The sequence below is a fragment of the Halalkalicoccus sp. CGA53 genome (assembly GCF_036429475.1).
Lineage (GTDB): Archaea > Halobacteriota > Halobacteria > Halobacteriales > Halalkalicoccaceae > Natronorarus > Natronorarus salvus.
Map to the genome: position 1 here is coordinate 628,441 of NZ_CP144125.1, position 22,467 is coordinate 650,907.

The 22,467-nt window shown below is 68.5% G+C and carries 28 protein-coding genes and 1 pseudogene; 12 read left to right on the plus strand and 17 right to left on the minus strand.

Features of this window, described 5'->3' with window-relative positions:
- Positions 1–6: 6 nt before the first annotated feature.
- A complete protein-coding gene (locus tag V2L32_RS04445; RefSeq protein ID WP_331235270.1) occupies positions 7–1,350 on the plus strand; it encodes a hemolysin family protein in 1,344 nt (447 codons plus the stop codon).
- Position 1,351: 1 nt separating this feature from the next.
- Here the strand turns inward: V2L32_RS04445 and V2L32_RS04450 are convergent, their stop codons facing one another.
- From V2L32_RS04450 to V2L32_RS04460, 3 genes and pseudogenes are all read right to left on the minus strand, one after another.
- The gene (locus V2L32_RS04450; RefSeq protein ID WP_331235271.1) at positions 1,352–2,545 is read right to left on the minus strand and encodes an inorganic phosphate transporter; all 1,194 of its coding nucleotides are present in this window, start codon (positions 2,543–2,545) and stop codon (positions 1,352–1,354) included.
- A 315-nt stretch (positions 2,546–2,860) separates the two neighbouring features.
- Positions 2,861–3,538, minus strand: a pseudogene (locus V2L32_RS04455) (DUF5828 family protein); the annotation flags it as partial.
- Positions 3,539–3,584: 46 nt separating this feature from the next.
- Positions 3,585–3,791: a hypothetical protein gene (locus tag V2L32_RS04460; RefSeq protein ID WP_331235273.1), complete on the minus strand. Its 207-nt coding sequence runs from the start codon at positions 3,789–3,791 to the stop codon at positions 3,585–3,587.
- A gap of 79 nt (positions 3,792–3,870) precedes the next feature.
- Between V2L32_RS04460 and V2L32_RS04465 the strand changes: the two genes are divergently transcribed.
- Entirely contained in the window at positions 3,871–4,245 is a 375-nt protein-coding gene (locus V2L32_RS04465) for a cupin domain-containing protein (protein WP_331235274.1), read from the plus strand.
- Positions 4,242–4,841 carry a hypothetical protein gene (locus tag V2L32_RS04470; RefSeq protein WP_331235275.1) on the plus strand — a complete coding sequence of 200 codons (600 nt, stop codon included), beginning with the start codon at positions 4,242–4,244 and terminating at the stop codon, positions 4,839–4,841. Before V2L32_RS04465 ends, V2L32_RS04470 begins: the two co-directional genes overlap by 4 nt.
- Positions 4,842–4,886: 45 nt before the next feature.
- On the opposite strand, the gene V2L32_RS04475 is transcribed toward V2L32_RS04470, so the two are convergent.
- From V2L32_RS04475 to V2L32_RS04485, 3 genes are all read right to left on the minus strand, one after another.
- On the minus strand, positions 4,887–6,710 hold the full coding sequence (locus tag V2L32_RS04475) for a carbon starvation CstA family protein (protein WP_331235276.1): 1,824 nt from the start codon (positions 6,708–6,710) through the stop codon (positions 4,887–4,889).
- 132 nt (positions 6,711–6,842) lie between these two features.
- Positions 6,843–7,799 (minus strand): ArsA family ATPase, encoded by a 957-nt coding sequence (locus V2L32_RS04480; protein WP_331235277.1) that lies wholly within the window; start codon positions 7,797–7,799, stop codon positions 6,843–6,845.
- A complete protein-coding gene (locus V2L32_RS04485; RefSeq protein ID WP_409348403.1) occupies positions 7,800–8,171 on the minus strand; it encodes a hypothetical protein in 372 nt (123 codons plus the stop codon).
- A 107-nt stretch (positions 8,172–8,278) separates the two neighbouring features.
- On the opposite strand from V2L32_RS04485, the gene V2L32_RS04490 reads away from it, so the two are divergent.
- Positions 8,279–9,547 (plus strand): CobW family GTP-binding protein, encoded by a 1,269-nt coding sequence (locus V2L32_RS04490; RefSeq protein ID WP_331235278.1) that lies wholly within the window; start codon positions 8,279–8,281, stop codon positions 9,545–9,547.
- Here the strand turns inward: V2L32_RS04490 and V2L32_RS04495 are convergent.
- The gene (locus V2L32_RS04495; RefSeq protein WP_331235279.1) at positions 9,522–9,842 is read right to left on the minus strand and encodes a hypothetical protein; all 321 of its coding nucleotides are present in this window, start codon (positions 9,840–9,842) and stop codon (positions 9,522–9,524) included. The genes V2L32_RS04490 and V2L32_RS04495 overlap by 26 nt on opposite strands.
- Positions 9,843–9,922: 80 nt before the next feature.
- Here V2L32_RS04495 and V2L32_RS04500 point away from each other — a divergent pair, with 80 nt between their 5' ends.
- Positions 9,923–10,108 carry a hypothetical protein gene (locus V2L32_RS04500; protein ID WP_331235280.1) on the plus strand — a complete coding sequence of 62 codons (186 nt, stop codon included), beginning with the start codon at positions 9,923–9,925 and terminating at the stop codon, positions 10,106–10,108.
- 105 nt (positions 10,109–10,213) lie between these two features.
- Positions 10,214–10,675, plus strand: coding sequence for a histidine kinase (locus V2L32_RS04505; RefSeq protein ID WP_331235281.1), 462 nt, complete (start codon positions 10,214–10,216; stop codon positions 10,673–10,675).
- On the opposite strand, the gene V2L32_RS04510 is transcribed toward V2L32_RS04505, so the two are convergent.
- Positions 10,662–11,078, minus strand: coding sequence for an SRPBCC family protein (locus tag V2L32_RS04510; RefSeq protein WP_331235282.1), 417 nt, complete (start codon positions 11,076–11,078; stop codon positions 10,662–10,664). The genes V2L32_RS04505 and V2L32_RS04510 overlap by 14 nt on opposite strands.
- A 76-nt stretch (positions 11,079–11,154) precedes the next feature.
- On the opposite strand from V2L32_RS04510, the gene upp reads away from it, so the two are divergent.
- A complete protein-coding gene (gene upp, locus V2L32_RS04515) occupies positions 11,155–11,829 on the plus strand; it encodes a uracil phosphoribosyltransferase (protein WP_331235283.1) in 675 nt (224 codons plus the stop codon).
- A gap of 126 nt (positions 11,830–11,955) precedes the next feature.
- Here the strand turns inward: upp and V2L32_RS04520 are convergent, their stop codons facing one another.
- The gene (locus V2L32_RS04520; RefSeq protein ID WP_331235284.1) at positions 11,956–12,141 is read right to left on the minus strand and encodes a hypothetical protein; all 186 of its coding nucleotides are present in this window, start codon (positions 12,139–12,141) and stop codon (positions 11,956–11,958) included.
- Between the two features lie 198 nt (positions 12,142–12,339).
- Here V2L32_RS04520 and V2L32_RS04525 point away from each other — a divergent pair, with 198 nt between their 5' ends.
- Together V2L32_RS04525 and V2L32_RS04530 are read left to right on the plus strand one after the other, a co-directional pair.
- Positions 12,340–12,540, plus strand: coding sequence for a hypothetical protein (locus tag V2L32_RS04525; RefSeq protein WP_331235285.1), 201 nt, complete (start codon positions 12,340–12,342; stop codon positions 12,538–12,540).
- A 68-nt stretch (positions 12,541–12,608) separates the two neighbouring features.
- Positions 12,609–12,968 carry a type II toxin-antitoxin system VapC family toxin gene (locus tag V2L32_RS04530; RefSeq protein WP_331235286.1) on the plus strand — a complete coding sequence of 120 codons (360 nt, stop codon included), beginning with the start codon at positions 12,609–12,611 and terminating at the stop codon, positions 12,966–12,968.
- 20 nt (positions 12,969–12,988) lie between these two features.
- Here the strand turns inward: V2L32_RS04530 and V2L32_RS04535 are convergent, their stop codons facing one another.
- The 3 genes from V2L32_RS04535 to V2L32_RS04545 are packed head-to-tail and all read right to left on the minus strand — an operon-like array spanning position 12,989 to position 16,158.
- Positions 12,989–15,028 (minus strand): S9 family peptidase, encoded by a 2,040-nt coding sequence (locus V2L32_RS04535; protein ID WP_331235287.1) that lies wholly within the window; start codon positions 15,026–15,028, stop codon positions 12,989–12,991.
- Between the two features lie 58 nt (positions 15,029–15,086).
- Positions 15,087–15,686 carry an IMPACT family protein gene (locus V2L32_RS04540; RefSeq protein WP_331235288.1) on the minus strand — a complete coding sequence of 200 codons (600 nt, stop codon included), beginning with the start codon at positions 15,684–15,686 and terminating at the stop codon, positions 15,087–15,089.
- A gap of 13 nt (positions 15,687–15,699) precedes the next feature.
- On the minus strand, positions 15,700–16,158 hold the full coding sequence (locus V2L32_RS04545) for a hypothetical protein (protein WP_331235289.1): 459 nt from the start codon (positions 16,156–16,158) through the stop codon (positions 15,700–15,702).
- Between the two features lie 102 nt (positions 16,159–16,260).
- Between V2L32_RS04545 and V2L32_RS04550 the strand changes: the two genes are divergently transcribed.
- Positions 16,261–16,683, plus strand: coding sequence for a universal stress protein (locus V2L32_RS04550; protein WP_331235290.1), 423 nt, complete (start codon positions 16,261–16,263; stop codon positions 16,681–16,683).
- A gap of 18 nt (positions 16,684–16,701) precedes the next feature.
- Here the strand turns inward: V2L32_RS04550 and V2L32_RS04555 are convergent, their stop codons facing one another.
- From V2L32_RS04555 to hisB, 3 genes are all read right to left on the minus strand, one after another.
- The gene (locus tag V2L32_RS04555) at positions 16,702–16,977 is read right to left on the minus strand and encodes a hypothetical protein (RefSeq protein ID WP_331235291.1); all 276 of its coding nucleotides are present in this window, start codon (positions 16,975–16,977) and stop codon (positions 16,702–16,704) included.
- 410 nt (positions 16,978–17,387) lie between these two features.
- Entirely contained in the window at positions 17,388–17,891 is a 504-nt protein-coding gene (locus V2L32_RS04560; RefSeq protein ID WP_331235292.1) for an amino acid-binding protein, read from the minus strand.
- A gap of 57 nt (positions 17,892–17,948) precedes the next feature.
- Positions 17,949–18,536: an imidazoleglycerol-phosphate dehydratase HisB gene (hisB, locus tag V2L32_RS04565; protein ID WP_331235293.1), complete on the minus strand. Its 588-nt coding sequence runs from the start codon at positions 18,534–18,536 to the stop codon at positions 17,949–17,951.
- Between the two features lie 80 nt (positions 18,537–18,616).
- Between hisB and V2L32_RS04570 the strand changes: the two genes are divergently transcribed.
- Positions 18,617–20,920, plus strand: coding sequence for a GAF domain-containing protein (locus V2L32_RS04570; RefSeq protein WP_331235294.1), 2,304 nt, complete (start codon positions 18,617–18,619; stop codon positions 20,918–20,920).
- Here the strand turns inward: V2L32_RS04570 and hisA are convergent.
- Positions 20,917–21,651: a 1-(5-phosphoribosyl)-5-[(5-phosphoribosylamino)methylideneamino]imidazole-4-carboxamide isomerase gene (hisA, locus tag V2L32_RS04575; protein ID WP_331235295.1), complete on the minus strand. Its 735-nt coding sequence runs from the start codon at positions 21,649–21,651 to the stop codon at positions 20,917–20,919. The genes V2L32_RS04570 and hisA overlap by 4 nt on opposite strands.
- 93 nt (positions 21,652–21,744) lie before the next feature.
- On the opposite strand from hisA, the gene fer reads away from it, so the two are divergent.
- A complete protein-coding gene (fer, locus tag V2L32_RS04580; protein ID WP_331235296.1) occupies positions 21,745–22,134 on the plus strand; it encodes a ferredoxin Fer in 390 nt (129 codons plus the stop codon).
- 57 nt (positions 22,135–22,191) lie between these two features.
- Here fer and V2L32_RS04585 read toward each other — a convergent pair whose 3' ends face one another.
- Positions 22,192–22,437, minus strand: coding sequence for a ferredoxin (locus V2L32_RS04585; RefSeq protein ID WP_331235297.1), 246 nt, complete (start codon positions 22,435–22,437; stop codon positions 22,192–22,194).
- Positions 22,438–22,467 lie beyond the last annotated feature (30 nt).

Consider the following 22,467-nt stretch of genomic DNA (forward strand, 5'->3'; position numbering starts at 1 on the left):
CGGCTAATGGCCGACTTCTCGTCGTCAGTGGGTGCGGTGACCGTCCTCGGCCTCGATCTCTCGTTCGGGGTGCTGGCGGGCGTCACAGCGGTCGCGCTGGTCGTCCTGCTCTCGCTCTCCGCGCTGTTCTCGGCCGCCGAGATCGCGCTGTTCTCGCTCTCGGCCCACCGGATCGAGGAGCTCGTCGAGGAGGGGAGACCGCGGGCGGAGGCGGTCGCCCGGCTCAGGGAGGACCCACACAGGCTGCTCGTGACGATCCTCGCGGGCAACACGCTCTGTAACCTCGCGATGGCGGCGATCGCGGTCGGCCTGCTCGCGTTCGTCGTCCCCCCGCTGACCGCCGTCGCCGTCGGCGTCCTCGGGGTCGCGGCGCTCGTGCTCCTGTTCGGCGAGAGCGCGCCCCGATCGTACGCTGTCGAACACACCGAGTCGCTCGCGTTGCGTCTGGCCCGCCCGATCCGGCTCTCGGAGTACGCGCTCTACCCGCTGGTCGCGCTGTTCGACGTACTCACTCGCGGGGTGAACCGGCTGGTCGGCGGCGGCGGCGCGATCGAGACGCCGTATCTCACCCGCGACGAGCTGGAGGCGCTGATCGAGACGGGCGAGCGCGAGGGCGTCATCGACGAGGACGAACGCGAGCTGCTCTCACGCGTCTTCCGGTTCACCGAGACGATCGCGAAGGAGGTGATGACGCCCCGGCTCGACGTGACCGCGATACCTGCAGAAGCGAGCGTCGCCGAGGCGATCGACGTCGCCATCCAGAGCGGCCACGAACGGCTACCGGTCTACGACGCGAACCTCGACAACGTCGTCGGGATCGTCGCCGTCCAGGACCTCGTCCGCGAACACACCTACGGCGAGCGTTCGGATCCCTCGCTGCGGGACCTGACGACCCCGACGCTACACGTCCCGGAGTCGAAGGCCGTCGACGAACTCCTGCGCGAGATGCGTTCCGAGCGCCTGCACATGGTGATCGTCATCGACGAGTTCGGGACCACGGAGGGGATCGTCACGCTGGAGGACATCGTCGAGGAGGTCGTCGGCGAGATCCTCGACGGCGGGGAAGAACAGCCGATCGAGGTCCTCTCCGAGTCGGAGATCGTCGTCCGTGGCGAGGTGAACATCGACGAGGTGAACGACGCCCTCGAGATCGACCTCCCGGAGGGTGAGGAGTTCGAGACGATCGCCGGCTTCGTCTTCAACCGCGCCGGACGGCTCGTCGAGGAGGGCGAGACGTTCGCCTACGACGGCACCGACATCACGGTGGAGGAGGTCGAGAACACCCGGATCATGAAGGCGCGGGTCGAGCGGACGAGGCGGGCGGTCTCGGAGACGGTCGAGGACGGGTAGTTCACACGAACGTCCCGACGCCGGTGACGAGCCCGTAGCCGAGCGCGAGCGCGATCGCCAGCGAGCCGACCCAGGCGAGGAGGGTGAACCCGATCTTCCGCCGGCTGACGCCCGCCCCGCCCGCGGAGGCGGCAGCGCCCGCACCGACGACCGCGCTAACGATGATCTGGTTGAACGAGACGGGGATGCCGAAGAGGATCGCGGTCTGTGCGATAGCGAAGGACGGAATGAGCGCGGCGATCGATCGTCGAGGGCCGAGCGAGGAGTAGTCCTGGGCGATCGCCTTGATCATCCGTGGCGCGCCGGTCCAAGCGCCGATCAGCAGGCCGACACCGCCGCCGAACAGCACGGCGAGGACGGGGATCGAGAACGGGTCGAGCACCGGGAGGAGGGGGCCGATCGCGAGGCCGACCTGGCTCCCGCCCGCCGAGAAAGCGACGAGCGCCCCGAGCGCGAGGAGGAAGCGTCGCTCGCCGCGTTCGACGCTCCCTCGCATGTCGCGGCCGACGACCAGCGCCGCGACCGCTGCGATCAGGAGCGTCGTGGCCGGTCCGACCGGGTCGATCCCGAACCCGAGGTCGGCCCACGCGGAGACCGACTCCGCGATCGAGGCGTCCTCGCCCTCCGGACCGAGGACGGCGAACTCGACGTTCGCGAGCAGGACGCCGACGACGCCCGCGAGGACGGGGATCGCGAGACGATCGGGGACGTCCTCGCGCCGGATCGTGACCGCGGTGACGTAGGCGATCCCCCCACCGACGAACGGTGTGAGGATCCAGAGTGCCGCGATCTGCTGGTACTGTCCCCACGCGGGCGTCCCGCCGAGGGCGAGGCCCGCGCCGATCACCGCGCCGGTCGTGGTGAACGCGGTGGCGATCGGGTAGCCCGTGAAGACGCCGATCATCACGAGTGCCGCGGCGGTCAACAGCGCGATCGCCGCCCCCTCCGGGCTGAGTGTCACCCCGCCGATCAGGTCCCGCCCCATCGTCTCGGAGACGTTCTGGCCCTGGAGCACCGCGCCCGCGAAACAGAGGAGACCGACGACGAAGCCGGCGCGCATCACCGAGATGGCGTTCGCGCCGACCGCCGGGGCGAAGGGTGTCGAGCCGCTCGACCCCGCCCCGATCGACCACGCCATGAAGAGGCTCGCGATCGCTGCGACGATCGTCACGGCCACGACAGCGGGCTCTACCATTCGTCCCTACTCGTCGTGAGGCTCGTAAGAACCTGTCGTCGGCGGTCGGTGCGCTATCGACAGGATACAGTGTCTCTCCGGCGGGAGATCGGCGGCTTCGGCGTCGGAGCCGGGTCGTTCGGGCCGCTACGACCGGTTCGATGCGTCCCCGGCGTCGGGCTCGTCCGTCACGTCCTCGTCCGGGTCCTCGTCGGCGTTGGCGGCAGCGATCGCCGGCGGCACCTCCTTCTCGGGGTGTTCGCCCTCGATCACGCTCGGCGGGTCGAGCGCCGGCTCGATCACCTCCTCGATTCGCTCCTCCTCGGGGACCGAGCTGTTCGCCTCCACCTCCCGGTTCGTGATCTCGATGCCCTCGGCGGCCTGTGCGGTCTCGACCTGCTTTCGCGCGCCGACGTGCCAGCGGTCGATCACCTGCTCGTACTCCGCGAGGCGCTCCGAGACCTCGGCTTTCAGCCGGTCGTCGTTGACGTTGATCTCGAGGACGAAGATCGGACGGTCGCCACGGTTCGACCGCTGGACGTTCGCGCTCACGAGTTCGTTGTCGAAGTAGTACGGGGCGATCTGCGTCATCACCTTCCGGTAGACCGTGTCCTCGACCTTCCTGAGCGCCTTCCTACTCGCCGAATCCGCCGCCCGCGCGACGTAGCTGATCGACTCGCTCCAGTCGTCGATCGCGCCGTCGGTGTCCTCCGCCTCGAGCTTCTCGTAGGACTCGGTGAGCCGCTCCCCCGCCGTCTTCAGGTCCTCCTCGGCGTCCTTGCCGGCCCGTTCGCCCTCGCCCTCGTCGACGCTCGCCTGCGCCGCGGTCTTCTCCGAGACCTCCTCGTCGATCTCCTCGTCGGCCTTCGGCCGCCACCGCTCCCACTCGGCGAACGCCTCCGGGTACCGCGCCTCCGCGCCCGCCTCCCGCAGCGCGCGGCTCACACGTTCGCCGTGCTCGACGACCCGCGCCCACCCCCCGCGCTCCTTGAAACCGGAAACGGACTCTTCCATGCGCTACTGAGCGTTCACAGCCTCGCCGGCCATAGCTCTTCTGTCCTCATCTGCCGTAGATGAACCGCGACCCTACCTCGTCCAGCCGTTCTTTGAGTCCCGAGAGCGCGACGACGTGTGGCGAGACCCGACGGAGCTCCCGGTCCTCGAGTTCGATCCGCCCCTCGCCGAGGACGTCGCGGGGCTCGCCGACGACGTCGACAACCGCCGTCATCGAGCAGCGACCACAGGCCTCGGTCTTCTTCTCGCTCATCACGTCCACTAGAGCCTGCGGCGTGTTAACCGTTCGGCTATCCGTGGGGATATATCCGTCCGCCGCCTCCGGTCCGACGATGGGCTACCACGCACTCGACCCCGACGTGCTCCCCGAGACGCCCGATCGGCCGTGTTCGCGGCGAACGATCGGCGAGGCCGTGGGCCTCGAATCGGTCTCGGTCAACCGCTACGACGCGGAGCCGGGCGAGCAGATCCCGCTCGCCTACCACTCCCACGACGAACAGGAGGAGCTCCTCTACGTCCTCTCCGGTACCCTGTACGTCGAGACGCCCGAGCGCGAGTACGTGATTCGAGAGGGCGAGGTGTTCGTCGCCGAGCCCGAGAGCCCCCACCGGGCGTACAACCCGATCTCCGGGATCGAGCCCGTCAGCGTGCTCGCGGTCGGCGCGCCCCGGGTGGACGACGCCCGCCGCTACGACCCGCAGGGATGAGCGATCGACCGAACGGACCCTCGACGGAGGCCGGCGACGAGGTCACCTGGGACGACCCCTTCCTCGACCGGGTGGCCGATCGGCTCGCGTCCAACTACGACCTCGAGCGGGACCGGCGGGTCGACGGGGAGACGTTCGACCTCTACGGCAGGATGACGATCCGGAACCAGAAACACTTCCTCCACCCAGCGCTCTCGTTCGCGCGTCACGACCTCGCCGAGCACCTCTTCGCCCGTCGCGCGAGCACGGTCCGTCTGGCGGACCTCGATCGGCTCGTCGCGCTCGGTCACGACCTCGCCGACCGGTGGATCGCCGCCGACGAACACCACTACAGCACCGACTTCACGTTCGTCCTCGTCGCCGAGGCGATCGACGAGGGCGTCGCCGAGTACGTCACCGACTTCTCCGACCGGACGCTGCTATCCTACGGCTTTCACGGACACTACGAGGTCAACCTCGCCGTCGTCCGCCCCGATGCGGAGGAGGCGGTCGCGAGCGAGGGCGCCGACGTGGTCGAGGCGTTCCGGCTCTGGACGACGATCGACCGCGAGGAGCCGGGGCTGATCGACCTGATCGTCCGACGGCTCCAGCTCTGACTCGGGCTCCGGAACGGATCGCAGCGGAGAGCTGGTGAGGACGGTCTAGTCGTCGTCCTCTGCCGTCTCGCCGCCGTCGGCCGCGACGGCGTCGGTCCGGCGCACCGTCTTCAGGTTGCCGTAGCCGATCCACAGCAGCGCCACCCCGAGGCCGACGAGCACGAGCGCGAGCAGGCCCTGGACGATGCCGGCGACGACCTCGAAGGTGCCTTCGAGCCCGCCGAGGACGATCCCCTGGTAGAGCACCTGGTAGCCAGCGAGCCACAGCAGGCCGCAGACGGTGATCCCCGCCATCAGCGCCATCGGTCCGCCCGTGGAGATCAGCTGTTTCGACTCGTCCCAGTTGGCGAGCCAGACCGTCGCGGTCAGGAGCGCGAGCGCGGCGAGCAGCTGGTTCGCGCCGCCGAACAGCGGCCAGAGCGTCTCCCACTCGCCGCTGCCCAGAAGGACGAACGCGATCACGACGATGACGCTCGTGTTCACGACCTTGTTCGCGCCGGCCTCCTCGACCGCGGTCTCGGGCGTCCCGACGATCTCCTCGACCATGTACCGGCCGAGCCTGACCGCGGTGTCCATGCTCGTGAGCAGGAACGCCGAGAGGACGAGCCCCATGAACACCGTCCCGCCGAACAGGGGGACGCCCAGCGCGGTCAGGATGATGCCGCCACCGTCGGCGAAGTTCGGGAGCGCGAGCGCGATGCCGCCCTCGGCCGGCGTCGCGGCGATCAGGACGACGGTACAGATCGCGACCGCCGCGAGCAGCCCCTCGCCGAGCATCCCGCCGTAGCCGATCAGCTTGGCGTCGGTCTCCTTGTTCAGCTGCTTCGCCGTCGTCCCGGAGGAGACCAGCGAGTGGAAGCCGCTAATCGTCCCGCAGGCGATCGTGAGAAAGAGCAGAGGGAACAGCGGCATCAGGAACGGCACGAGGTCGCTGCCCATGAAGCCGTACCAGGCCGGGATGTTGATCGTCAGGGGTTCGGCGGTCGTCGTGATGAAGGTCCCGACGATCACCGCGAGCAGCGCGCCCCCGACGCCGGTGTACAGCAGGAACGACGAGAGGTAGTCCCGCGGCTGGAGCAGCATCCAGACCGGCAGCACGCTCGCGATCCCGCCGTAGACGAGGATCGTGACGACCCAGGCGGCGATGTTCTGCTCGCCGAGCAGTTCGAGCGGGAAGCCCCCTAGCAGGACGAACGTCCCCTCGCGGAAGGCGTCCTCGGCTGGCGGCGTGAGCGCGATCGGGAACTGGATACCGACCCAGACGGCGACGAAGACCGCGGGGACGAATATCACGGTCCCTAGGGCGAACGACAGCCCGAGCTGGTAGAGCCAGACGCCGAAGATCAACGCGAGCGCGACGTAGAGGATGCTCGCCGTCGCCGCCTCCGGGAACGCGTTGAAGACGACGGCGATCACCAGTGCGAAGACGGCGACGACGAGGATCACGAGCAGGAACGCGAACCACAGCAGCATGTCCTTGCCCTGCTTCCCGACGTACTCGCCGAGGATCGAGCCGATCGACTTGCCCTCGTGTCTGATGCTCCCCGAGAGGGAGACGAAGTCGTGGACCGCCCCTAGGATCGGGTTCCCGATCGCGACCCAGAGCACGGCCGGCACCCAGCCCCAGATCAGCGCCGCCGTGATCGGGCCGACGATCGGCGCGCCGCCCGCGATGCTCGAGTAGTGGTGACCCAGTAGGACCGGTTTCTTCGCCGGGACGTACTCCTGGCCGTCGTCGTACCGGTGTGCCGGCGTCTCACGCGAGTCGTCGAGGTCGACGAACCCCGCGAGGTACCGCCCGTAGCCGACGTAGGCGACCGTGAACGTCGTGAGGACGAGCGCCACGATCCATATGATGCCAAGTGACATGGTTCGCTCTACGGGGTCCGACGCAGAATGGCATAATAAATATTAGCTAAATCTCACCGCCCACCCGACATGGATCTAATCGGTCGGTGCGGGTGGGGTTCCCGACGAACGTCCCGGACGGCCGGGGAGGTCTCACGGCTCCCGGTCCGGCTCGATCGCGAGCTCGTCCGCCGTCTCCTCGAGGAGCGTGCCCGTGATCTCCCGGCTCCGGGAGGGGATGCGCGCGACGATCGGCGGCGAGAACTCGCGTTCGATCCGGTCGACCCGTTCGCGCTCGGTCGCGACCTTCTCCCGCAGGTAGCGCGCTCCCGTCCCCTCCTCGTCCGGATCCGGCTCGGGGGTCAACTTGTTGATCACGATCCCCTCGACCGAGAGGTCGTACTCCTCGTGGGTGGAGAGCGACCGTTCGGTCTCGCGCACCGAGAGCTCGTCCGGCGTACAGACGAGGTAGAACGCCGCCTCTCGGAGGGTCTCGCCGGCGAACTCGAAGCGTTCCTTTCTGTGAGCGAGGTGTGCGAGGATCGGATCGCCCTCGGCGACGCGTCTCGGCTCCTGCCGGCCGATCGCCGCCATCTCGAACAGCTCGATGCTCTTCTCGCGCTTGTATGCCAGCCGGTCGATCCACTTGCCCAGCAGGTCGGGGAGTGCGAGCAGCCTGAGCGTCGAGCCCGTCGGAGAGGTGTCGAAGACCACCCGGTCGTACTCCGCCTCGCGCATCACGTCGACGAACCGGTCGAACAGCGCCGCCTCGTACGCCCCCGGGGTGCGGTGGGCCATCTCTATCTGGAGGTCGATCTCGTTGACGAGCGCCGCGCTAAGCTGGTCGTTCAGCCGCCGTTTCGTCTCCCGGAGGTGTTCCTGTACCTCGCGTTCGGGGTCGAGTTCCATCACCGCGAGCCGATCGTAGCCCTCGACCGCACGCGGATCGTCGTCGAACGACTGGTCGAAGACGTCGCCGGTGCTGTGTGCCGGATCGGTGGAGACGACGAGCGTCTCGATCCCCGCGCGCGAACACCGCAGCGCGTAGGCGCTCGCCGCCGTAGTCTTTCCGACCCCGCCCTTCCCGCCGAAGAAGACGAACTCGGCCATCTAGAAGTGGTACTGCTGGCCCTTTCGCTCGAGCAGCGACTCGCGGTTCCACATCCGACGCTGCCACCCGCGGTACTCTGTCCCCAGATACGGGAGTAGCTCGGCGGTGTAGTACGAGACCGGGCTGGGGATGCCGAACGCCTCGGGGAAACACGAGAGCATGAACGCGTCCTCTACGTCCTCGGCTTCCTTCTCGATCTTCTCGTAGGCCGGGTGGGAGATCATCCCGTGGTAGAGCCCGCGGAACCACTCGTCGGCGACCCGCCGGTCGACGAGGTGTGACGCCACGCCGAGGATCGGCCCCTCGTAGAGCCGCCACAGCCACCGCTCGACGGCGACTCGCAGGCGGGCGATCCGGTCGACCAGCTCCATGGTCATCGTTCTCGCCCGCCGGGTGAAAACCGTGTCGACCCCGGCCCGGGGACGCCCGGTCGCACCGACCGGGAGGCGTTTATAGCTCTCGCGGCCCACGGTCCGCCATGGCGGACGAGCCAATCCCGGTGACGATCGTGAGCGGGCCGCTCGGGGCCGGGAAGACGACGCTGCTCAACCACCTCCTCCGGACGACCGACCGGCGACTGGCCGTCCTCGTCAACGACATGGGCGAGCTCAACGTCGACGCCGCGCTGCTCGAGGAGGGCGCGGTCGCGGCCGACGCCGGGATCGCCGAGCTCTCGAACGGCTGTATCTGCTGCGAGCTCAGGGACGACCTCGAGACCGAAGTCGTCCGGCTGGCCCGGTCCCGCGAGTTCGAGCAGCTCGTCGTCGAGTCCTCGGGCATCTCCGAGCCGGCACCCGTCGCTCAGCTGTTCACGACCGGCTCGGACGCGGCGGCGGTCTACGAGGTGGACGCGCTCGTCACCGTCGTGGACGCCGCGAGCTTCGACTCGCTGTTCGGCGACGGCCCGGTCGAGCGCGCCGAGACCGAGGAGGGCCAGCGATCGCTCCCGGACCTCGTCGTCGAGGGGATCGAGTGCTGTGACGTGCTCCTGCTGAACAAGTGCGACCGGGTCGCCGACGACCGACTACACGGGATCGAGGCGACGATCCGGGAGCTCCAGCCGCGGGCCCGACTGATTCGGACCGAGTTCTGCGAGGTCGATCCGGCGGAGCTGCTGGGAACCGGCCGGTTCGACCTCGACGCGATGCGCCAGATGACGGCCTGGAAGCGGGCGCGCGAGCACACCGTTCGCGGCGAGGACGACACACACGACGATCACCCCCACGGAGACGGGAGTTCACACGGACACCGACATGGGCACGAACACGGCCATCGCCACCCTGAGGAGGTCTACGGCGTGACCTCGTTCGTCTACCGTCGGCGGCGCCCGTTCGACCCGGAGCGGTTCGCGGCGCTGCTCGAATCGCTGCCCCCGTCGGTGATCCGGGCGAAGGGCGTCTGCTGGGTGGCTGGCCGCGACGAGTACGTACTGGTGGTGAGCCAGGTCGGCCCGATCACCCGCGTCGAGGCAACCGACGAGTGGGTCGCGGCCAAACACGAGATCGAACGCGAGCTATACAGGGAGAACCACCCGGAGCTGGCGTGGGACGAGGTGGTCGGCGATCGACGGATCGAGCTCGTGGTGATCGGCCGAGGGATGAACCACTGCGAGGTCGTGAGGTCACTCGACGACTGTCTGTTCGAGGGGACGGCCGACCCGGACGAACGTGTCGACGTCGAAGCGAGCGCGTTCCCCGACGCGCTCGACGAGTGCGTCGAGTTCACACGAGCGCGAGCGGAAGAGTGAGTCCGATCAGCGCGACTGCCACGATCAACGCGGCCTCGAGCAGCCGTCTGAAGCGCGCCTCGGGGGGCACCTCCCGGCGGAACTCCGGGCGGAGCGTGTGGACGAACCGGTGGTACGACGCCGCGGCCGCCGCGAGGAACGCGACAGTCGAGAGCAGCAGGCCGGCCGGAAGCGAGAGCCCGAGCGCGAGAAAGTAGAGCGGCCCCCACGCGAAGCTCACGGTGAACGAGAGCGCGAGGACGACGAGCCAGGGGACCGGATCGACCCGCGTCCCCCACCGGTTCCGGAGGTTCACGGTGTGGTAGGGGGTGCCAGGGTGTAAAACCGTTTCCGTGGGGTCGTCAGAGCTAAGCGGATCGACGAACACCCCCGGGCATGGCCGGGAGAAAGCCCCAGGGCGATCCACGGGTGCTGTTCGTGATGAACGTCGTCCTCTCCTCGCTGTTCGTCTGGATGGTCCTCACGCTCGCCGAGTTCGGTGGAGTGACGACCTTTTCCTGGGAACGGTTCGCGCTCCTCACCACCGGTCTCGTGATCCTGACCTACCTCGTGATCAGCTGATTACGTGTGGTCGCCAGCCCTCCCGAGGCGCTCTCCACCTCCGAGGACGTGTCGTGCGAGTGCCGGGTCAACGGTTATTCTTATGCTCCTCGGACGTGTCGGAAAATGGACGATCGCTGGTGGCTCGGCGGGGCTCTCGGCGGTGCGATCGGGGCGGTAGGCTTCGGAGCGCTCGCGTTCCTCCTCGATCCCGAGTTCCTCGAGGCGACGGTTCCGGGGCTGTACGGCGTCGAGGCGGCGACGGGGATCGGAGTGGCGCTGCACCTCGTCCACGGTGCCGTCCTCGGACTCGTCTTCGCCGCGATCCTCGGCTCCGACGCGTTCGCCAGAACCGTCGGCGAGGAGCCGGTGCTCGGGGACACCGCCGCGACGGTCAGGGCTGGACTCGCGGGACTGGCCTACGGGGTCGCGATCTGGGCGCTCCTCCCCGTCGTCGTCGTTCCGCTGTGGGCCGCCGGGACCGGCATCGAGGCGGAGGTGCCGACGCTCGCGCTCGAGAGCCTGCTCGGCCACGTCGTCTACGGTCTACTGCTCGGCGCGACGTACGCGGCCGTCACTGGCCGGTGAGATCCCCCTCCAGCCCGTCGAGACAGCGCTCGAGTTCGGCCTCGCGCTTCCAGGCGGCGATCCGGTCGGTGAGCGGGCGCGGGAAGAGCCCGAGCGAGACCGCCGAGCGCATCGAGACCCGCACGCCCTCGTTCTCTGCAGCGTACCTGATCGTCGTCTCCATCGCCTCGAACGGGCCCGTCTCGCCCTCCTGATAGTACCGGTAGCCGTCGTCGAGTTCCTCGAAGAAGAGGCTCATCTCCAGTCCCTTCGCGCCGGCGATCACCCGCGTCCCGCCGTCGACCGTGGCGGCCTCGAGCACGGAGAAGGTGTCCTCGTGGGTGACGATCCGCTCCGGGTCGAGGACGCGCTCGACCCCCGGGATCGTCGCCCGGAGGAACCGGGATGCTTCGACCTCGCGCATGGCGGGAGGAGGCGCGAGGGGGCGATAAGCCCACGGATCGGGTGTCTTTATGGCCCCATCGGACGCGCACACGAGTATGCCGATCGAAGACCGCGACAGCGCGTCGCTGCTCACCCACGCGCTCGCCCGGGACACCCTCTCGCGACTCAGGGACGTGAACACCGAACAGGTCGAGTTCAGGAAGGGGCTCGTGAAACTCGGGCGGATCTGCGGCTACGAGATCATCGACGGGAGCATGGAGACGGAGTACGTCGAGATCGAGACCCCCCTCGAATCCACGATGGGCGAGCGGGTGAAGGGCCTCGACGACGTCGTGATCGTGAACGTCCTGCGCGCGGCGACGCCGTTCGTCGAGGGGCTGTTGAAGGCGTTCCCCCGGGCGAAACAGGGCGTCATCTCCGCCGGCAGGGACGAGGAGGCCGGGATGCACGACGGGGAGTTTCCGATCACCATCGACTACGTGAAACTGCCGGAGATCCGCGAGACGGACACGGTGATCGTCGCCGATCCGATGCTCGCGACCGGGAGCACGATGTGCGCGGTACTCGACGAGGTGCTCGCCGAGGGCCCGAACCCCGAGAACCTGTTCGTCCTCTCGGCGGTGAGCGCCCCGGACGGCCTGCTCCGGGTCGCAGAGGAGTACCCCGAGGTCGACCTGCTCACCGTCGCGATCGACGACCGCCTCGACGAGAACGGCTATATCGTCCCCGGCCTGGGCGACGCGGGCGATCGGGCGTTCCGGACGAACTGAGTGCGACCCCCCTGTTTCCGATCGAAACCGACTGACTCCGACTCGATCCCGTTCCACCCGCGACTCGTGAACCCGACCCACGGAGCCCCCCTGGTCCCGTGATCCACCGAGGTGCGTACGTCGCTGCTACCGCCCGTTCTCTAGCTCTCGAATCTGTTGTTCGAGCGCCGTGATCCGCTCCTCGTACGCCCGCTTCCCGTCGAGGAAGTCGTAGGCGGCGACGACGAGGAGGATCGGGAGCACGAGGTAGAAGCCGAGTTTGAGGAACGCGATCAGCAGTTCGGGAAAGCCGGGGACGAACAACGGGAGCATACCGTAGAGGGGTTCCCTTGCTGTCGTAAGCTTTCGGAACCCGTGCGAGACGTGAGTTAGGCGTCGTCCTCGGCCGTAGAGAGCCCCTCGTCGCCGTGTTCCAGTGCTCTCGGCACGTCGTGGTAGTCGGAGGACGGGCGCTTTCGAGCGGTCGCGAAACGGCACAACAGACTTACTCCCGAGAGGTGTAGGCATCGTATGAGCGATACGGACGGCTCTCCGACCGAGATCAAGGAGGACGGCGACACCTCCGACACGGGTTCGCTCCGCGAGCGCATGGCCTCGTTCCGAGACGAACACGTCTCCTCGAGACCGATCGAGTCACTCCGGGACGAGGCCGCGCAAGGGATTTCACTATCGGAAACCGTGATCGAGGGCCGTAACGAACGCGTCAAGTGATGCGGTATCGGTTCTTCGACACCTCGGCCCTGGTCAAGCGGTAGTATCGAGAACCCGGTACCGAGGTCGTGGACGACCTCCTCGACGATCCAGAGTCGTCGACCGTCATCAGCTCCCTCACCGTCGTGGAGACCGCCTCCGCGCTCCGCCGAAAACACAACCGCGGGGAGATTCCGATCGACACCGTGAACGCGCTCCTCGCAGCCTTCTTCGACGAGGCGCTCGCCGGCTTCCTCGTCCTCCCGATGAGCGAAGCGCTGTTCGAACACGCGTTTTCGCTGGTCCTCGAAGACGACCTGTGGACGCTCGACAGCCTCCAACTCCCGACTGCACTCGTCCTCGCCGAGTCGAGTGAGTGGAGTTCGTCTGTGCCGACTGGGCGCTCTGTTCGGTCGCAGACGCTCGCGGACTCGAATCGATCGATCTGAGCGGAGCCGGCGACTGAGTGTCAGCGTTCGTCTTCGTTCCCCTCGTCTTCACCCGCAGACAGTCCGTCGTCGCCTCGCTCCAGCGCCCTCGGTACGTCGTGGTGGTCGGAGTAGCCGTCGAACCAGCGGACGATCCGTTCTAACCGATCGACGACGTGACCCGGTTCGCCCGAGCGAGAGAGTTCGTGGCCCTCGCGGGGGTACCTGACGAGGCGGCTCTCGACGCCGTTTTTCCGCAAAAAGAGGTAGAACATCTCGGCGTTGTTCACGGGCACCCGGAAGTCGTTGTCGGCGTGGATCACGAGCGTCGGCGTGGTGACCTCGCTCGCGTACGCGACCGGCGAGCGCTCCCAGAGGAACTCAGGTTCCTCCCACGGCTCGGCCCCGAAGTCCCACTCGACCAGTTTGAACGCGTCGGTCGACCCGTAGAAGGAAGCGAGGTCGTAGACGCCGCGCTGGGCGACCGCCCCTCGGAACCTGTCCGTGTGCCCGACGATCCAGCCGGTCATGTAGCCACCGAACGAACCCCCGGTCACGAACTGGTTCGTCTCGTCGACGTACTCGCGCTCGCAGACGGCGTCGGCACCGGCGAGCACGTCGGTCATCGTGACGTCGCCCCAGTCGCGTTCGATCGCGCTCAGAAACCCCTCGCCGTAGCCCGACGACCCCCGAGGGTTGCACCAGAAGACGACGTAACCCCGGGCGGCGAGCGTCTGGAACTCGTGCCAGACGGTCCCGGACTGGCTCCACATCGCGTGCGGGCCGCCGTGGATCTCGACGGCGACCGGGTAACTCCCCTCTGGGTCGAAGTCCGGCGGGTGGAGCACCCAGCCCTGGATCTCGGTTCCGGGCTCGGACTCGAAGCGGATCTCCTCCGGCTGTGGGATCGCTCGCCCGTCCAGGTACTCTGCGTTCACCCGCGTGAGGCGGTTCTCCTCCGCGCCGCCGGGGGTCGTGACGAACAGGTCCCCGCGGTGGTCCCACTCACTGCGGGTGAGCGCGACGGCGTCGCGGCCCACGTCGAAACCGTTCACCTCCCCCCGGTGGCTCACCGTCTCGACCTCCCCACCTTCCGCTGGCACCCGGCGAAGCGCCGTGTTCCCCTCGTCTGGCGTGAGGAAGTAGAGCCGTTCCCCGTCCGGGTCCCACCGCGGCGCGGAGGAGACGGTCCGATCGAGGTCCGCGGTGAGCGTTCGGGTCTCGCCGCTCTCGCGGTCGAAGAGCCGGACGTCGGTCAGCCTGAGCGTCGCTCGCTCCTCGGGCGTGTGGGTGAACGCGATCCGCCCGTCGTCGGTGGCCGCGAGTTCGGCCACCCAGCCGCTGGTCTGCGTGACCGTTTCGGTGTCGTCGGTCTCGAGGTCGTGGGCAACGATGTCGTAGACCGTCGAATCGTCCGGCTCTTCTCCCCGTTTCACTGCATAGTAAAGCGTCTCCCGGTCGCCCCACTCGGGCGCGACGTAGTCGAACTCGAACGTGCCCTCCGCAGTGCCCGTCACACGCTCGACCGTCCCGCTCTCGAGCACCCAGCAGTAGACGTGACTCCGTTTCCCGTCGGTGTACCGGGCGCCCGCGCGGTAGATCATTCGGTCGATCACCCGCGGGTCCGGCGGCTCCGACTCGTACTCCGGGTCGTCGAGATCGAGGTCGCGTTCCTCCCCTCTGTCCTCGGCGGTGATCCCCTGTGTGAACGCGATCCGTTTCCCGTCTGGACTCCACGCGATCGAGGAGACGCCGCCGACCACGTCCGTGAGGCGTTCGGCTTCGCCCCCGTCGGCGGGGAGGACCCAGAGCTGTGACCGGTCGTCGTCCTCGCCGCGCGTGCTGACGAACGCGAGACGGTCCCCGGAGGGACTCCAGCGCGGCTCCGAGTCGACGCCCTCGCTGACGGTGAACCGACGGGCCTCGTTCCCACCGAGCGAGGCGAGGTAGACCGTCGCCTCGTAGCTCTCCTCGTCGTCCGGGACGGTCCTGACGAACGCGACCCGTTCGCCGTCCGGCGAGAGTCGGGGCTCGCCCACCTGTACGATCTCGTGGTAGTCGTGGGCACTGACCGTCTCCATGAGTGACGGGTCCGGCGTGCGGGGAAAATATACTGTCGGTTCGCTCTCACGCCGCCGCTCACCGATCGATCTCGACACGACCGCTCGTCGCGTCGTTCAGCCGGTCGACCAGCGCGTCGGCCTCCTCGATCGGGACGCGCACCGAGAGCGCGACCCGTTCGCCGTACTCCGCATCGAACTCGTAGCCCGCGCTCTCGACGATCCCTCGCACCGTTCCCGAGTCGTCGTAGGCCGCCTCGATCTCGATCCGGGTGTGTGGGCGTTCCTCGACCACCTCCGTGGCGGCGACCGCCCCGCGTACGCCCCGGCCGTACGCGCGGACCAGCCCGCCGTAGCCGAGTTTCGTCCCGCCGAAGTACCGCACGACGACGCAGGCGACGTTCTCCAGTTCTTCGCCCTGGAGCACGTTGAGCGCGGGTTTGCCCGCCGAGCCGGTCGGCTCGCCGTCGTCGCTCGACCACTCCCGCAGTGGGTCGTCCCGCACCCGGTACGCCGGCACCGCGTGGCTCGCGTCGTCGTACTGCTCTCGCACTCGTTCGACGAACGCCTCCGCAGCGCCGACGCTCGCCGCCGGCGCGATCTCGCCGACGAACTCCGAGCCGCGGACCTCGAACCGTGCGCTCGCGGGTGCGGCGACGGTTCGGTAGACGTCGCTCATCGCCGTCCCCCGTTCATCCCCGCTTCCCTCGTTCGATGACGAAGAGCGCCGAGAGGCAGACGAGCGCGCCGAGTTCGGCTACCTTCGAGACGAAGTCGACCGGGTCTGCGACCATGTGCTCGGAAAGCCCCGCGAGGAACGGCCCGCCGTGGGTGTGGCCGAACGCGCCAGGGAGGAGGCCGCCGAGGTCGCCGACGAAGTGCCAGGCGACGTAGCCGACGAGCGGGCCGACCATCAGCAGCGCGCCGTAGAGGTAGACGAGGTCGCGACGCGCCCCCAGAACGAACGCGAGGAGGCCGGCAACGAGTCCGAGGACGAACAGGGCCGACAGCGGCGCGAGCGGATCGGGCGTCGCGCCCGCCTCCCAGTAGGTGACCAGCCGGGGCACCGAGTCCCAGAGGTGGATCACGCCCGCCACGGCGACGAGCTGTGCGGTGACCAGCTGGAGCGCCGTCTCTGCCGCCTCGTCCATACCCGGCGTTGGCTCCCGTGGGGAAAGTGGTCGTCGGTTCGCACCGACGGCACTAGCCCGCACCGGCAATCAGGTTATCCCGTTGAACGGAGTATCCCCTCCATGAGCAAGCACGTGCTCGTAGCGATCGACGGCTCGCCCGGTGCCGACCGGGCGCTTCGAAACGCCTGTGAGCGGTTCCCCGCGGAGGAGATCACGGCGCTCTACGCGCTCGACCCGTTCGGCCACTACCGTGGCCGGCGGTTTCCCGACCGCCTCGGCGACTGGCACCGCGAACTGAGCGAGTACGCAGACGACCTCTTCGAGGATGCGCAGACGGTCGCCGCCGAGGCGGGGGTCGACCTCGAAACCGAGACGGTCACGGGCGACCCCGCTCGGGTGATCCCGGAGTACGCGGCCGAGCACGACGTGGACGAGGTCGTGATCGGCGCACACGCCGGTACCGGTATCGTGAGCGTCCTCCTCGGAAGCGTCGCGGAGGCGGTTGTCCGGCGCTCGCCGGTGCCGGTGACCGTGGTTCGCTGACCCTACCGGCGACCTGCCTTACGAGTGCTCGAGACAGACGAGGTCACTCTCGGCGTCGTACCGGAGGATCCCCCGTTCGGCGAGCATCGGGAAGTGTCGCTCCCGGAACCGCTCGGCGAGTCGGGAGTCGCCCCCGACGCGCGCTCGCACCCGGTCGGCGACCTCGTCGACGGACGCCGGGTACGAACACCGCGCGAGGTAGGCGAGCGCACAGTCGAGCGCGTCGCTCGCCTCCGGCTCGTACTCCCTCGTCGATACCTCGATCCGACGTCGTCTCCCCGTATGAGTCGACATCGAGTGAACCGAGACCTCCGAAGGGGATACACCCGGTGCCTGCGTGAACAAGGCCCCCGGTCGGGGCTCGCGGTTCGAGGCGTCGGACGGTCGAAGCCCCCACGACACGGTGGAGACGTCCTCGTAGTGGTAGCCGGACGGCCACCTCGGTCGGGTACTCGGTGATCTCGGAGAGCGCTACGGGTACGCATCGGTGCCGCTTCGGGGAATACGGGTCGCTCGTGTCTCTGCTCCGTTCGTATCGCGAATCGAGTGGTCCCCTCCCCACCCCCGCGCAGGCCCGACGAATCGATCCCGCCCGCTGCCGGCGGGCGTGTATCCATACGCGGCTGCGGTAATGGTATTACCTCGTGAGCGACTCTCGCGCGACGGAAGTCGATCGAGCCGTATCGAACGGGTGGCGACGTGGATCAGGAGAGTTCGATCCGGCGGACGAATCCCAGATCCCTGATCTCGTTGAGCAGGTCGCCCGGGATCGGCTCGTCGGTGACGAGGTGGAGACGGGGCTCGTCGGTGAACTCGGGGTCCTCGCTCACCGTCTGTCGGATCGTGATCCCGGCGTCGGCGATCATCCCGGTGACCGTCGCGACGATACCAACCGCCTCGGCGTCGTCGACGGCGACCGTGAGCACCGAGAGATCGAGCACGGGCGCGAGGTCCATCAGGCTCGGGATCTGGGAGATGTTCTGGAAGATACGTCTGAGATCGGCGTCGGCGAGGATCGCCTTCGTCGTGGAGTCGACCACCCGCCGGTCGACGTCGATCTCACGGGCGACCTGCGTGTTGGGGATCTCGATCCCGCCGGAGACGACCCGTCCCTCGTCGTTGACCGAGAACCCTCGTTCGAGGAGCAGGCGAATGACCGCCTGCTGGCTCGGCGAGCCCTCGAACTTGCCCATGATCTCGTCGAACATACCCCCAGTTCTTCGTCGACCCCCTTTAGGTCGCTGGGTCGCCGTGTCCCCTCTGCGTTAGAGTTCGCCCTTCGTGCTCGGTGTCCCGCTCCGTCGCTCGTCGACCCTGGTGGCGTCGTCGAGCGCGCGGGCGAGACACTTGAACAGCGCCTCGACCTCGTGGTGGGCGTTCTCGCCGTCGACGGTGAGATGAAGCGTCAGCCCGGCGTGCATCGCGAGCGACTCCGCGAAGTGTCTCGCATTGTCGCTCGTGAACTCGCCCACCGAGTCCTGCGAGAACGTCCCCTCGAAGTAGAAGCGAGGACGGCCACTCACGTCGACGACGCACCCCGCGACGGCCTCGTCGAGCGGCACCCGGCGATCGGCGTAGCGGACGATCCCTTCCTTCTCACCGAGTGCCTCCGAGAGCGCCTCGCCGAGGACGATCGCACAGTCCTCTACCGTGTGGTGGTCGTCTACCTCCAGATCGCCGTCACAGCGCATCGTCAGGTCGAACAGGCCGTGGGCGGCGAACGCGGTCAGCATGTGATCCAGAAATCCGATCCCGGTTTCGGCGACGCAGTCGCCCTCGCCGTCGATCTCGAGCGTGCACTCGATCTCGGTCTCGGCCGTCTCGCGGGTGATCGCGGCCGTTCTCCCTGCCATACGGGGAGCAGACGGCCGCGGCATAAGCCGGTTCCGTTCCGCCGACAGGACTTATGACCGACCGCGCGCTCTCTCGCGTAATGGCCGAATCGCGCACCCGTGGCGAGCGCTCGCAGCCGGTCGTGGTGGCGGCCGTCGGCGGGTCCCGTCGCGCCGCCCTCTCCGGGATCGACGGGCTGTCGGTCCGCACGGCGACCGCAGACGAGACGCCCTCGCTCGTGGAGGAGGTCGAACCGGACTGCGTGGTCGTCGAGAGCGATGCGACGGGGTTCGATCTCGCACGGTCGATCTCCGAACGCCGGCCCGAGGCCTCGATCGTCGGCGTCCTCGACGCCGGCGGGAGCGTCGACCTCACGAACGCGCCCGTCACCGACGTCGTCCGGAGCTGCGGTGACTGGCCGTCGGTGCTCTCACACCGAGTTCGGCGGCTGGTTCGATCCGCCGCGGATCGGCGGGCGCTCCGCGAGAGCCGGGACAAGATCGCCCGGCTCCACGAGATCGAGGCGGAGCTGAGCGCGGCCGAGGAGGAGGGGGAGGTCTACCGGATCGCCGCCCGGGCCGCAGAGCGCGTCCTCGAGTTCGACCAGTGCGTGCTCACCGTCGAGGAGGGTGGCCGTCTCCACGTAGAGGCGACCTCCTCCGGGCTCCCCCCGGGCGGCGCGGAGCCGAAGTCGATCCGGGACGGGGTCGCCGGGCTGACCTACCGGACCGGCGAGTCGACGCTCGTCGCCAACGTCCGCGACCACCCGGAGGCGAACCCGGTGAAGCCCGAGTACCGCTCGGCGCTGAGCGTCCCGATCGGGGAGATCGGCGTCTTCCAGGCGGTCTCGAAGGAGGTGGGGTGGTTCACCGACGAGGACCGAGAGCTCGCCGAACTGCTCACGACCCACGTCGCAGAGGCGGTCGGTCGGCTGCGCTCGGCACGGGCGCTGCGCGCCGAGCGCGACCGCTTCGCCTCGCTGTTCGAGACGCTCCCCGCGCCGGCGATCGAGGTCGACCTGGAGACCGAGCGGATCGTCGCGGCGAACCCACAGTACGAGGCGACGTTCGGCTACGAGGCGGAGGCCGTTATCGGCACCCAGCCGGGCGACGCACACGTCCCGGACGATCGCCTCGGCGAGTACGAGGGGTTCATCGAACGGAACCGGGCCGGCGAGACGATCGAGGCCGAGGTCCGCCGGCGGACCGCCGACGGCGACGGCTGGTTCATCATTCGGGCGGCTGCGCACTCGGACGGCGGGGTATTCGCCATCTACGTCGACATCACCGACCGGGTCGAGCGCGAACGGGCGATCGAGCGGCTCCACGAGGCGACGCGCGAGCTCATGGACGCCGAGGACAGAGAGAGTGTCTCGGACCGGGCGGTCGAGGCAGCCGCCTCCGTGCTCGGACTGCCACACACCGCCATCCACGAGTTCGACCGCGAGGCGTGGTCGCTCGTCCCGCTCGCATGGACCGACCGGGTCGAGGAGAACCTCGGTGAGCCGCCGTCGCTCGGACCCGGAACGCTCGCCTGGGACGCGTTCAGCGCCGGCGAGACGCGGGTCTACGACGACGTGACCGACCAGGAGGATGTGCTGAACCCGGAGACGGTGCTCCGGAGCGAACTCTACATCCCGATCGGCCGAGAGGGCGTCGTCATCGCCTCCTCGTCGGAGGTCGGCGCGCTCTCCGATCACGACAGACATCTCGCGTCGGTACTCGCGGCGAACGTCGAGGCCGCCTTCTCCCGGACCGACCGCGAGGGGGCGCTCCGGGAGCGCGAGCGGGCGCTCGCCCGGCAGAACGAGCGCTTAGAGGAGTTCGCGAACATCGTCAGCCACGACCTTCGCAACCCGCTCAACGTCGCGAGCGGCCACCTCGAACTCGCGCGACAGACGGGCGAGGAGAGCCACCTGGAGTCGGTGTCGGCCGCCCACGACCGGATGGACGCGATCGTCGAGAACGTGCTCACGATGGCCAGGACGGGACAGCCGCTCACCGACCGCCGGCCGGTTCCGGTCGACCGCGTCGTCACGCAGGCCTGGGGGACCGTCGCGACCGCTGACGCCACCCTCGACCTCGAAACCGATCTCGGCGTCGTCTCCGGCGACGAGACCCGGTTGCGACAGCTCTTCGAGAACCTCTTTCGCAACGCCGTCGAACACGGTGGCGAGGACGTGACGGTAGCGATCGAACCGCTCACCGGCGGAGGGTTCGCCGTCTCCGACGACGGCCCCGGCATCCCCGAGGAGGAGCGAGGAAAGGTGTTCGACCGGGGCTTTTCCGGCGGCTGCGGGACAGGTTTCGGCCTCGCCATCGTCGGCGACGTCGTCGAGGCCCACGGGTGGGAGATAGAACTCGGAGAGAGCGACGAGGGGACTCGGTTCGAGATCCGGACCTAGGATCCCGAGAGCGTCTCGCGCGCCTCGCCGAGCGTGAACCGACCCTCGTAGAGGGCGGTCCCGACGACGGCAGCGCTCGCCCCCGCCTCCGCCAGCGTCCGGAGGTCGTCCGTGGTGGTGACGCCGCCGCTCGCGACGACCGGGATCGAGACCGCCTCGGCCAGCGCGCGGACCGGCTCGGCTCGCACGCCCGAGAGCCGCCCCTCGACGTCGACGTTCGTGAAGAGGATCGACCCAGCGCCCAGTTCCTCGTACCGGACCGCCGCCTCCGCCGGGTCGAGACCCGTCCCCTCGGTCCAGCCGGCGACGACGACCTCGCCGTCGCGCGCGTCGAGGCTCACCATCACGCTCTCGGGGTGGGTCTCAGCGATCTCCGCGACGATCCCGGGACGCTCGATCGCCGCGGTGCCCAGGATCACCCGGTCGATCCCGGCGTCGAGCAGCGACCGGGCGCCCTCGGCGGTTCGGATGCCGCCACCGAGCTGGACGGGGACGGAGACCGCCTCGACGATCCGCTCGATCGCCTCGCGATTCACGCGGTCGCCCTCGAACGCGCCGTCGAGGTCGATCAGGTGGAGCGAGCGTGCGCCCTCGTCGATCCAGCGTCGGGCGGCCTCGACCGGGTCGCCGTATCGCGTTTCGGTGCCGCGCTCGCCGCCGACCAGCTGAACGGCCTCGCCGTCTCTCACGTCGACCGCGGGGATCACCTCGAACCGCTCGAACCTGCTCATGGGCCGATCCAGGGCCGAGAGGGGAGTAAACCCACCGGAGACGGCAGGCGAAACAGCAAGCTATACCCGTTTGGCCCGCGAACCCGACGAGTGATGCCCACGGTAGAATACCTCAACTACGAAGTAGTGGACGACCAGGGTTGGGACATCTACGACGACGACCTCTTCGAGAAGGCCGACGACGAAGGCCTCGACGACGAGGACTACGGCACGTTAGATGTCAACGAAGGGGAGTACATCCTCGAAGCAGCCGAGGCACAGGGCTACGACTGGCCCTTCTCCTGCCGTGCGGGCGCCTGCGCGAACTGCGCGGCGATCGTCACGGAGGGCGAGATCGAGATGGACATGCAGCAGATCCTCTCGGACGAGGAGGTCGACGACAAGAACGTCCGACTCACCTGCATCGGCTCGCCCGCCGCCGACAGCGTGCAGATCGTCTACAACGCGAAGCACCTCGACTACCTGCAGAACCGCGTCATCTGAGGAACGGACCTCGTTTTTACGACGGGAGTCGTCTCCGACGAGCGACAGCCGTAATCGTTACGGGACCACCTGCTCGCCGTCGTCGTCGTAGAGCGTGATCGCGTCGACCGGACAGACCCGTGCCGCCATCTCCGCGTCGAACTCCTCGCCTTCGGGCACCTCCAGTGAAAAGACGTTTTCTCCCACTTCCTCCCCATTGACGAGCGTCGCCTTCCCCGCATCCATGTCCTTCTCGAACGCCGCCCACTCGTCGACGCACTGGTAGATCGCGATGCAGGTGTCGCGGTCGAACTCGATTCGCATACCGCCCCTTGCGAGGACGCGACCATAGCG

Coding starts and splice junctions, on each gene's coding strand:
- V2L32_RS04445 (WP_331235270.1), top strand. CDS start 7: ATGGCCGACTTCTCGTCGTCAGTGGGTGCGGTGACCGTCCTCGGCCTC.
- V2L32_RS04450 (WP_331235271.1), bottom strand. CDS start 2,545: ATGGTAGAGCCCGCTGTCGTGGCCGTGACGATCGTCGCAGCGATCGCG.
- V2L32_RS04460 (WP_331235273.1), bottom strand. CDS start 3,791: ATGAGCGAGAAGAAGACCGAGGCCTGTGGTCGCTGCTCGATGACGGCG.
- V2L32_RS04465 (WP_331235274.1), top strand. CDS start 3,871: ATGGGCTACCACGCACTCGACCCCGACGTGCTCCCCGAGACGCCCGAT.
- V2L32_RS04470 (WP_331235275.1), top strand. CDS start 4,242: ATGAGCGATCGACCGAACGGACCCTCGACGGAGGCCGGCGACGAGGTC.
- V2L32_RS04475 (WP_331235276.1), bottom strand. CDS start 6,710: ATGTCACTTGGCATCATATGGATCGTGGCGCTCGTCCTCACGACGTTC.
- V2L32_RS04480 (WP_331235277.1), bottom strand. CDS start 7,799: ATGGCCGAGTTCGTCTTCTTCGGCGGGAAGGGCGGGGTCGGAAAGACT.
- V2L32_RS04485 (WP_409348403.1), bottom strand. CDS start 8,171: ATGGAGCTGGTCGACCGGATCGCCCGCCTGCGAGTCGCCGTCGAGCGG.
- V2L32_RS04490 (WP_331235278.1), top strand. CDS start 8,279: ATGGCGGACGAGCCAATCCCGGTGACGATCGTGAGCGGGCCGCTCGGG.
- V2L32_RS04500 (WP_331235280.1), top strand. CDS start 9,923: ATGGCCGGGAGAAAGCCCCAGGGCGATCCACGGGTGCTGTTCGTGATG.
- V2L32_RS04505 (WP_331235281.1), top strand. CDS start 10,214: ATGGACGATCGCTGGTGGCTCGGCGGGGCTCTCGGCGGTGCGATCGGG.
- V2L32_RS04510 (WP_331235282.1), bottom strand. CDS start 11,078: ATGCGCGAGGTCGAAGCATCCCGGTTCCTCCGGGCGACGATCCCGGGG.
- upp (WP_331235283.1), top strand. CDS start 11,155: ATGCCGATCGAAGACCGCGACAGCGCGTCGCTGCTCACCCACGCGCTC.
- V2L32_RS04520 (WP_331235284.1), bottom strand. CDS start 12,141: ATGCTCCCGTTGTTCGTCCCCGGCTTTCCCGAACTGCTGATCGCGTTC.
- V2L32_RS04525 (WP_331235285.1), top strand. CDS start 12,340: ATGAGCGATACGGACGGCTCTCCGACCGAGATCAAGGAGGACGGCGAC.
- V2L32_RS04535 (WP_331235287.1), bottom strand. CDS start 15,028: ATGGAGACGGTCAGTGCCCACGACTACCACGAGATCGTACAGGTGGGC.
- V2L32_RS04540 (WP_331235288.1), bottom strand. CDS start 15,686: ATGAGCGACGTCTACCGAACCGTCGCCGCACCCGCGAGCGCACGGTTC.
- V2L32_RS04545 (WP_331235289.1), bottom strand. CDS start 16,158: ATGGACGAGGCGGCAGAGACGGCGCTCCAGCTGGTCACCGCACAGCTC.
- V2L32_RS04550 (WP_331235290.1), top strand. CDS start 16,261: ATGAGCAAGCACGTGCTCGTAGCGATCGACGGCTCGCCCGGTGCCGAC.
- V2L32_RS04555 (WP_331235291.1), bottom strand. CDS start 16,977: ATGTCGACTCATACGGGGAGACGACGTCGGATCGAGGTATCGACGAGG.
- V2L32_RS04560 (WP_331235292.1), bottom strand. CDS start 17,891: ATGTTCGACGAGATCATGGGCAAGTTCGAGGGCTCGCCGAGCCAGCAG.
- hisB (WP_331235293.1), bottom strand. CDS start 18,536: ATGGCAGGGAGAACGGCCGCGATCACCCGCGAGACGGCCGAGACCGAG.
- V2L32_RS04570 (WP_331235294.1), top strand. CDS start 18,617: ATGGCCGAATCGCGCACCCGTGGCGAGCGCTCGCAGCCGGTCGTGGTG.
- hisA (WP_331235295.1), bottom strand. CDS start 21,651: ATGAGCAGGTTCGAGCGGTTCGAGGTGATCCCCGCGGTCGACGTGAGA.
- fer (WP_331235296.1), top strand. CDS start 21,745: ATGCCCACGGTAGAATACCTCAACTACGAAGTAGTGGACGACCAGGGT.
- V2L32_RS04585 (WP_331235297.1), bottom strand. CDS start 22,437: ATGCGAATCGAGTTCGACCGCGACACCTGCATCGCGATCTACCAGTGC.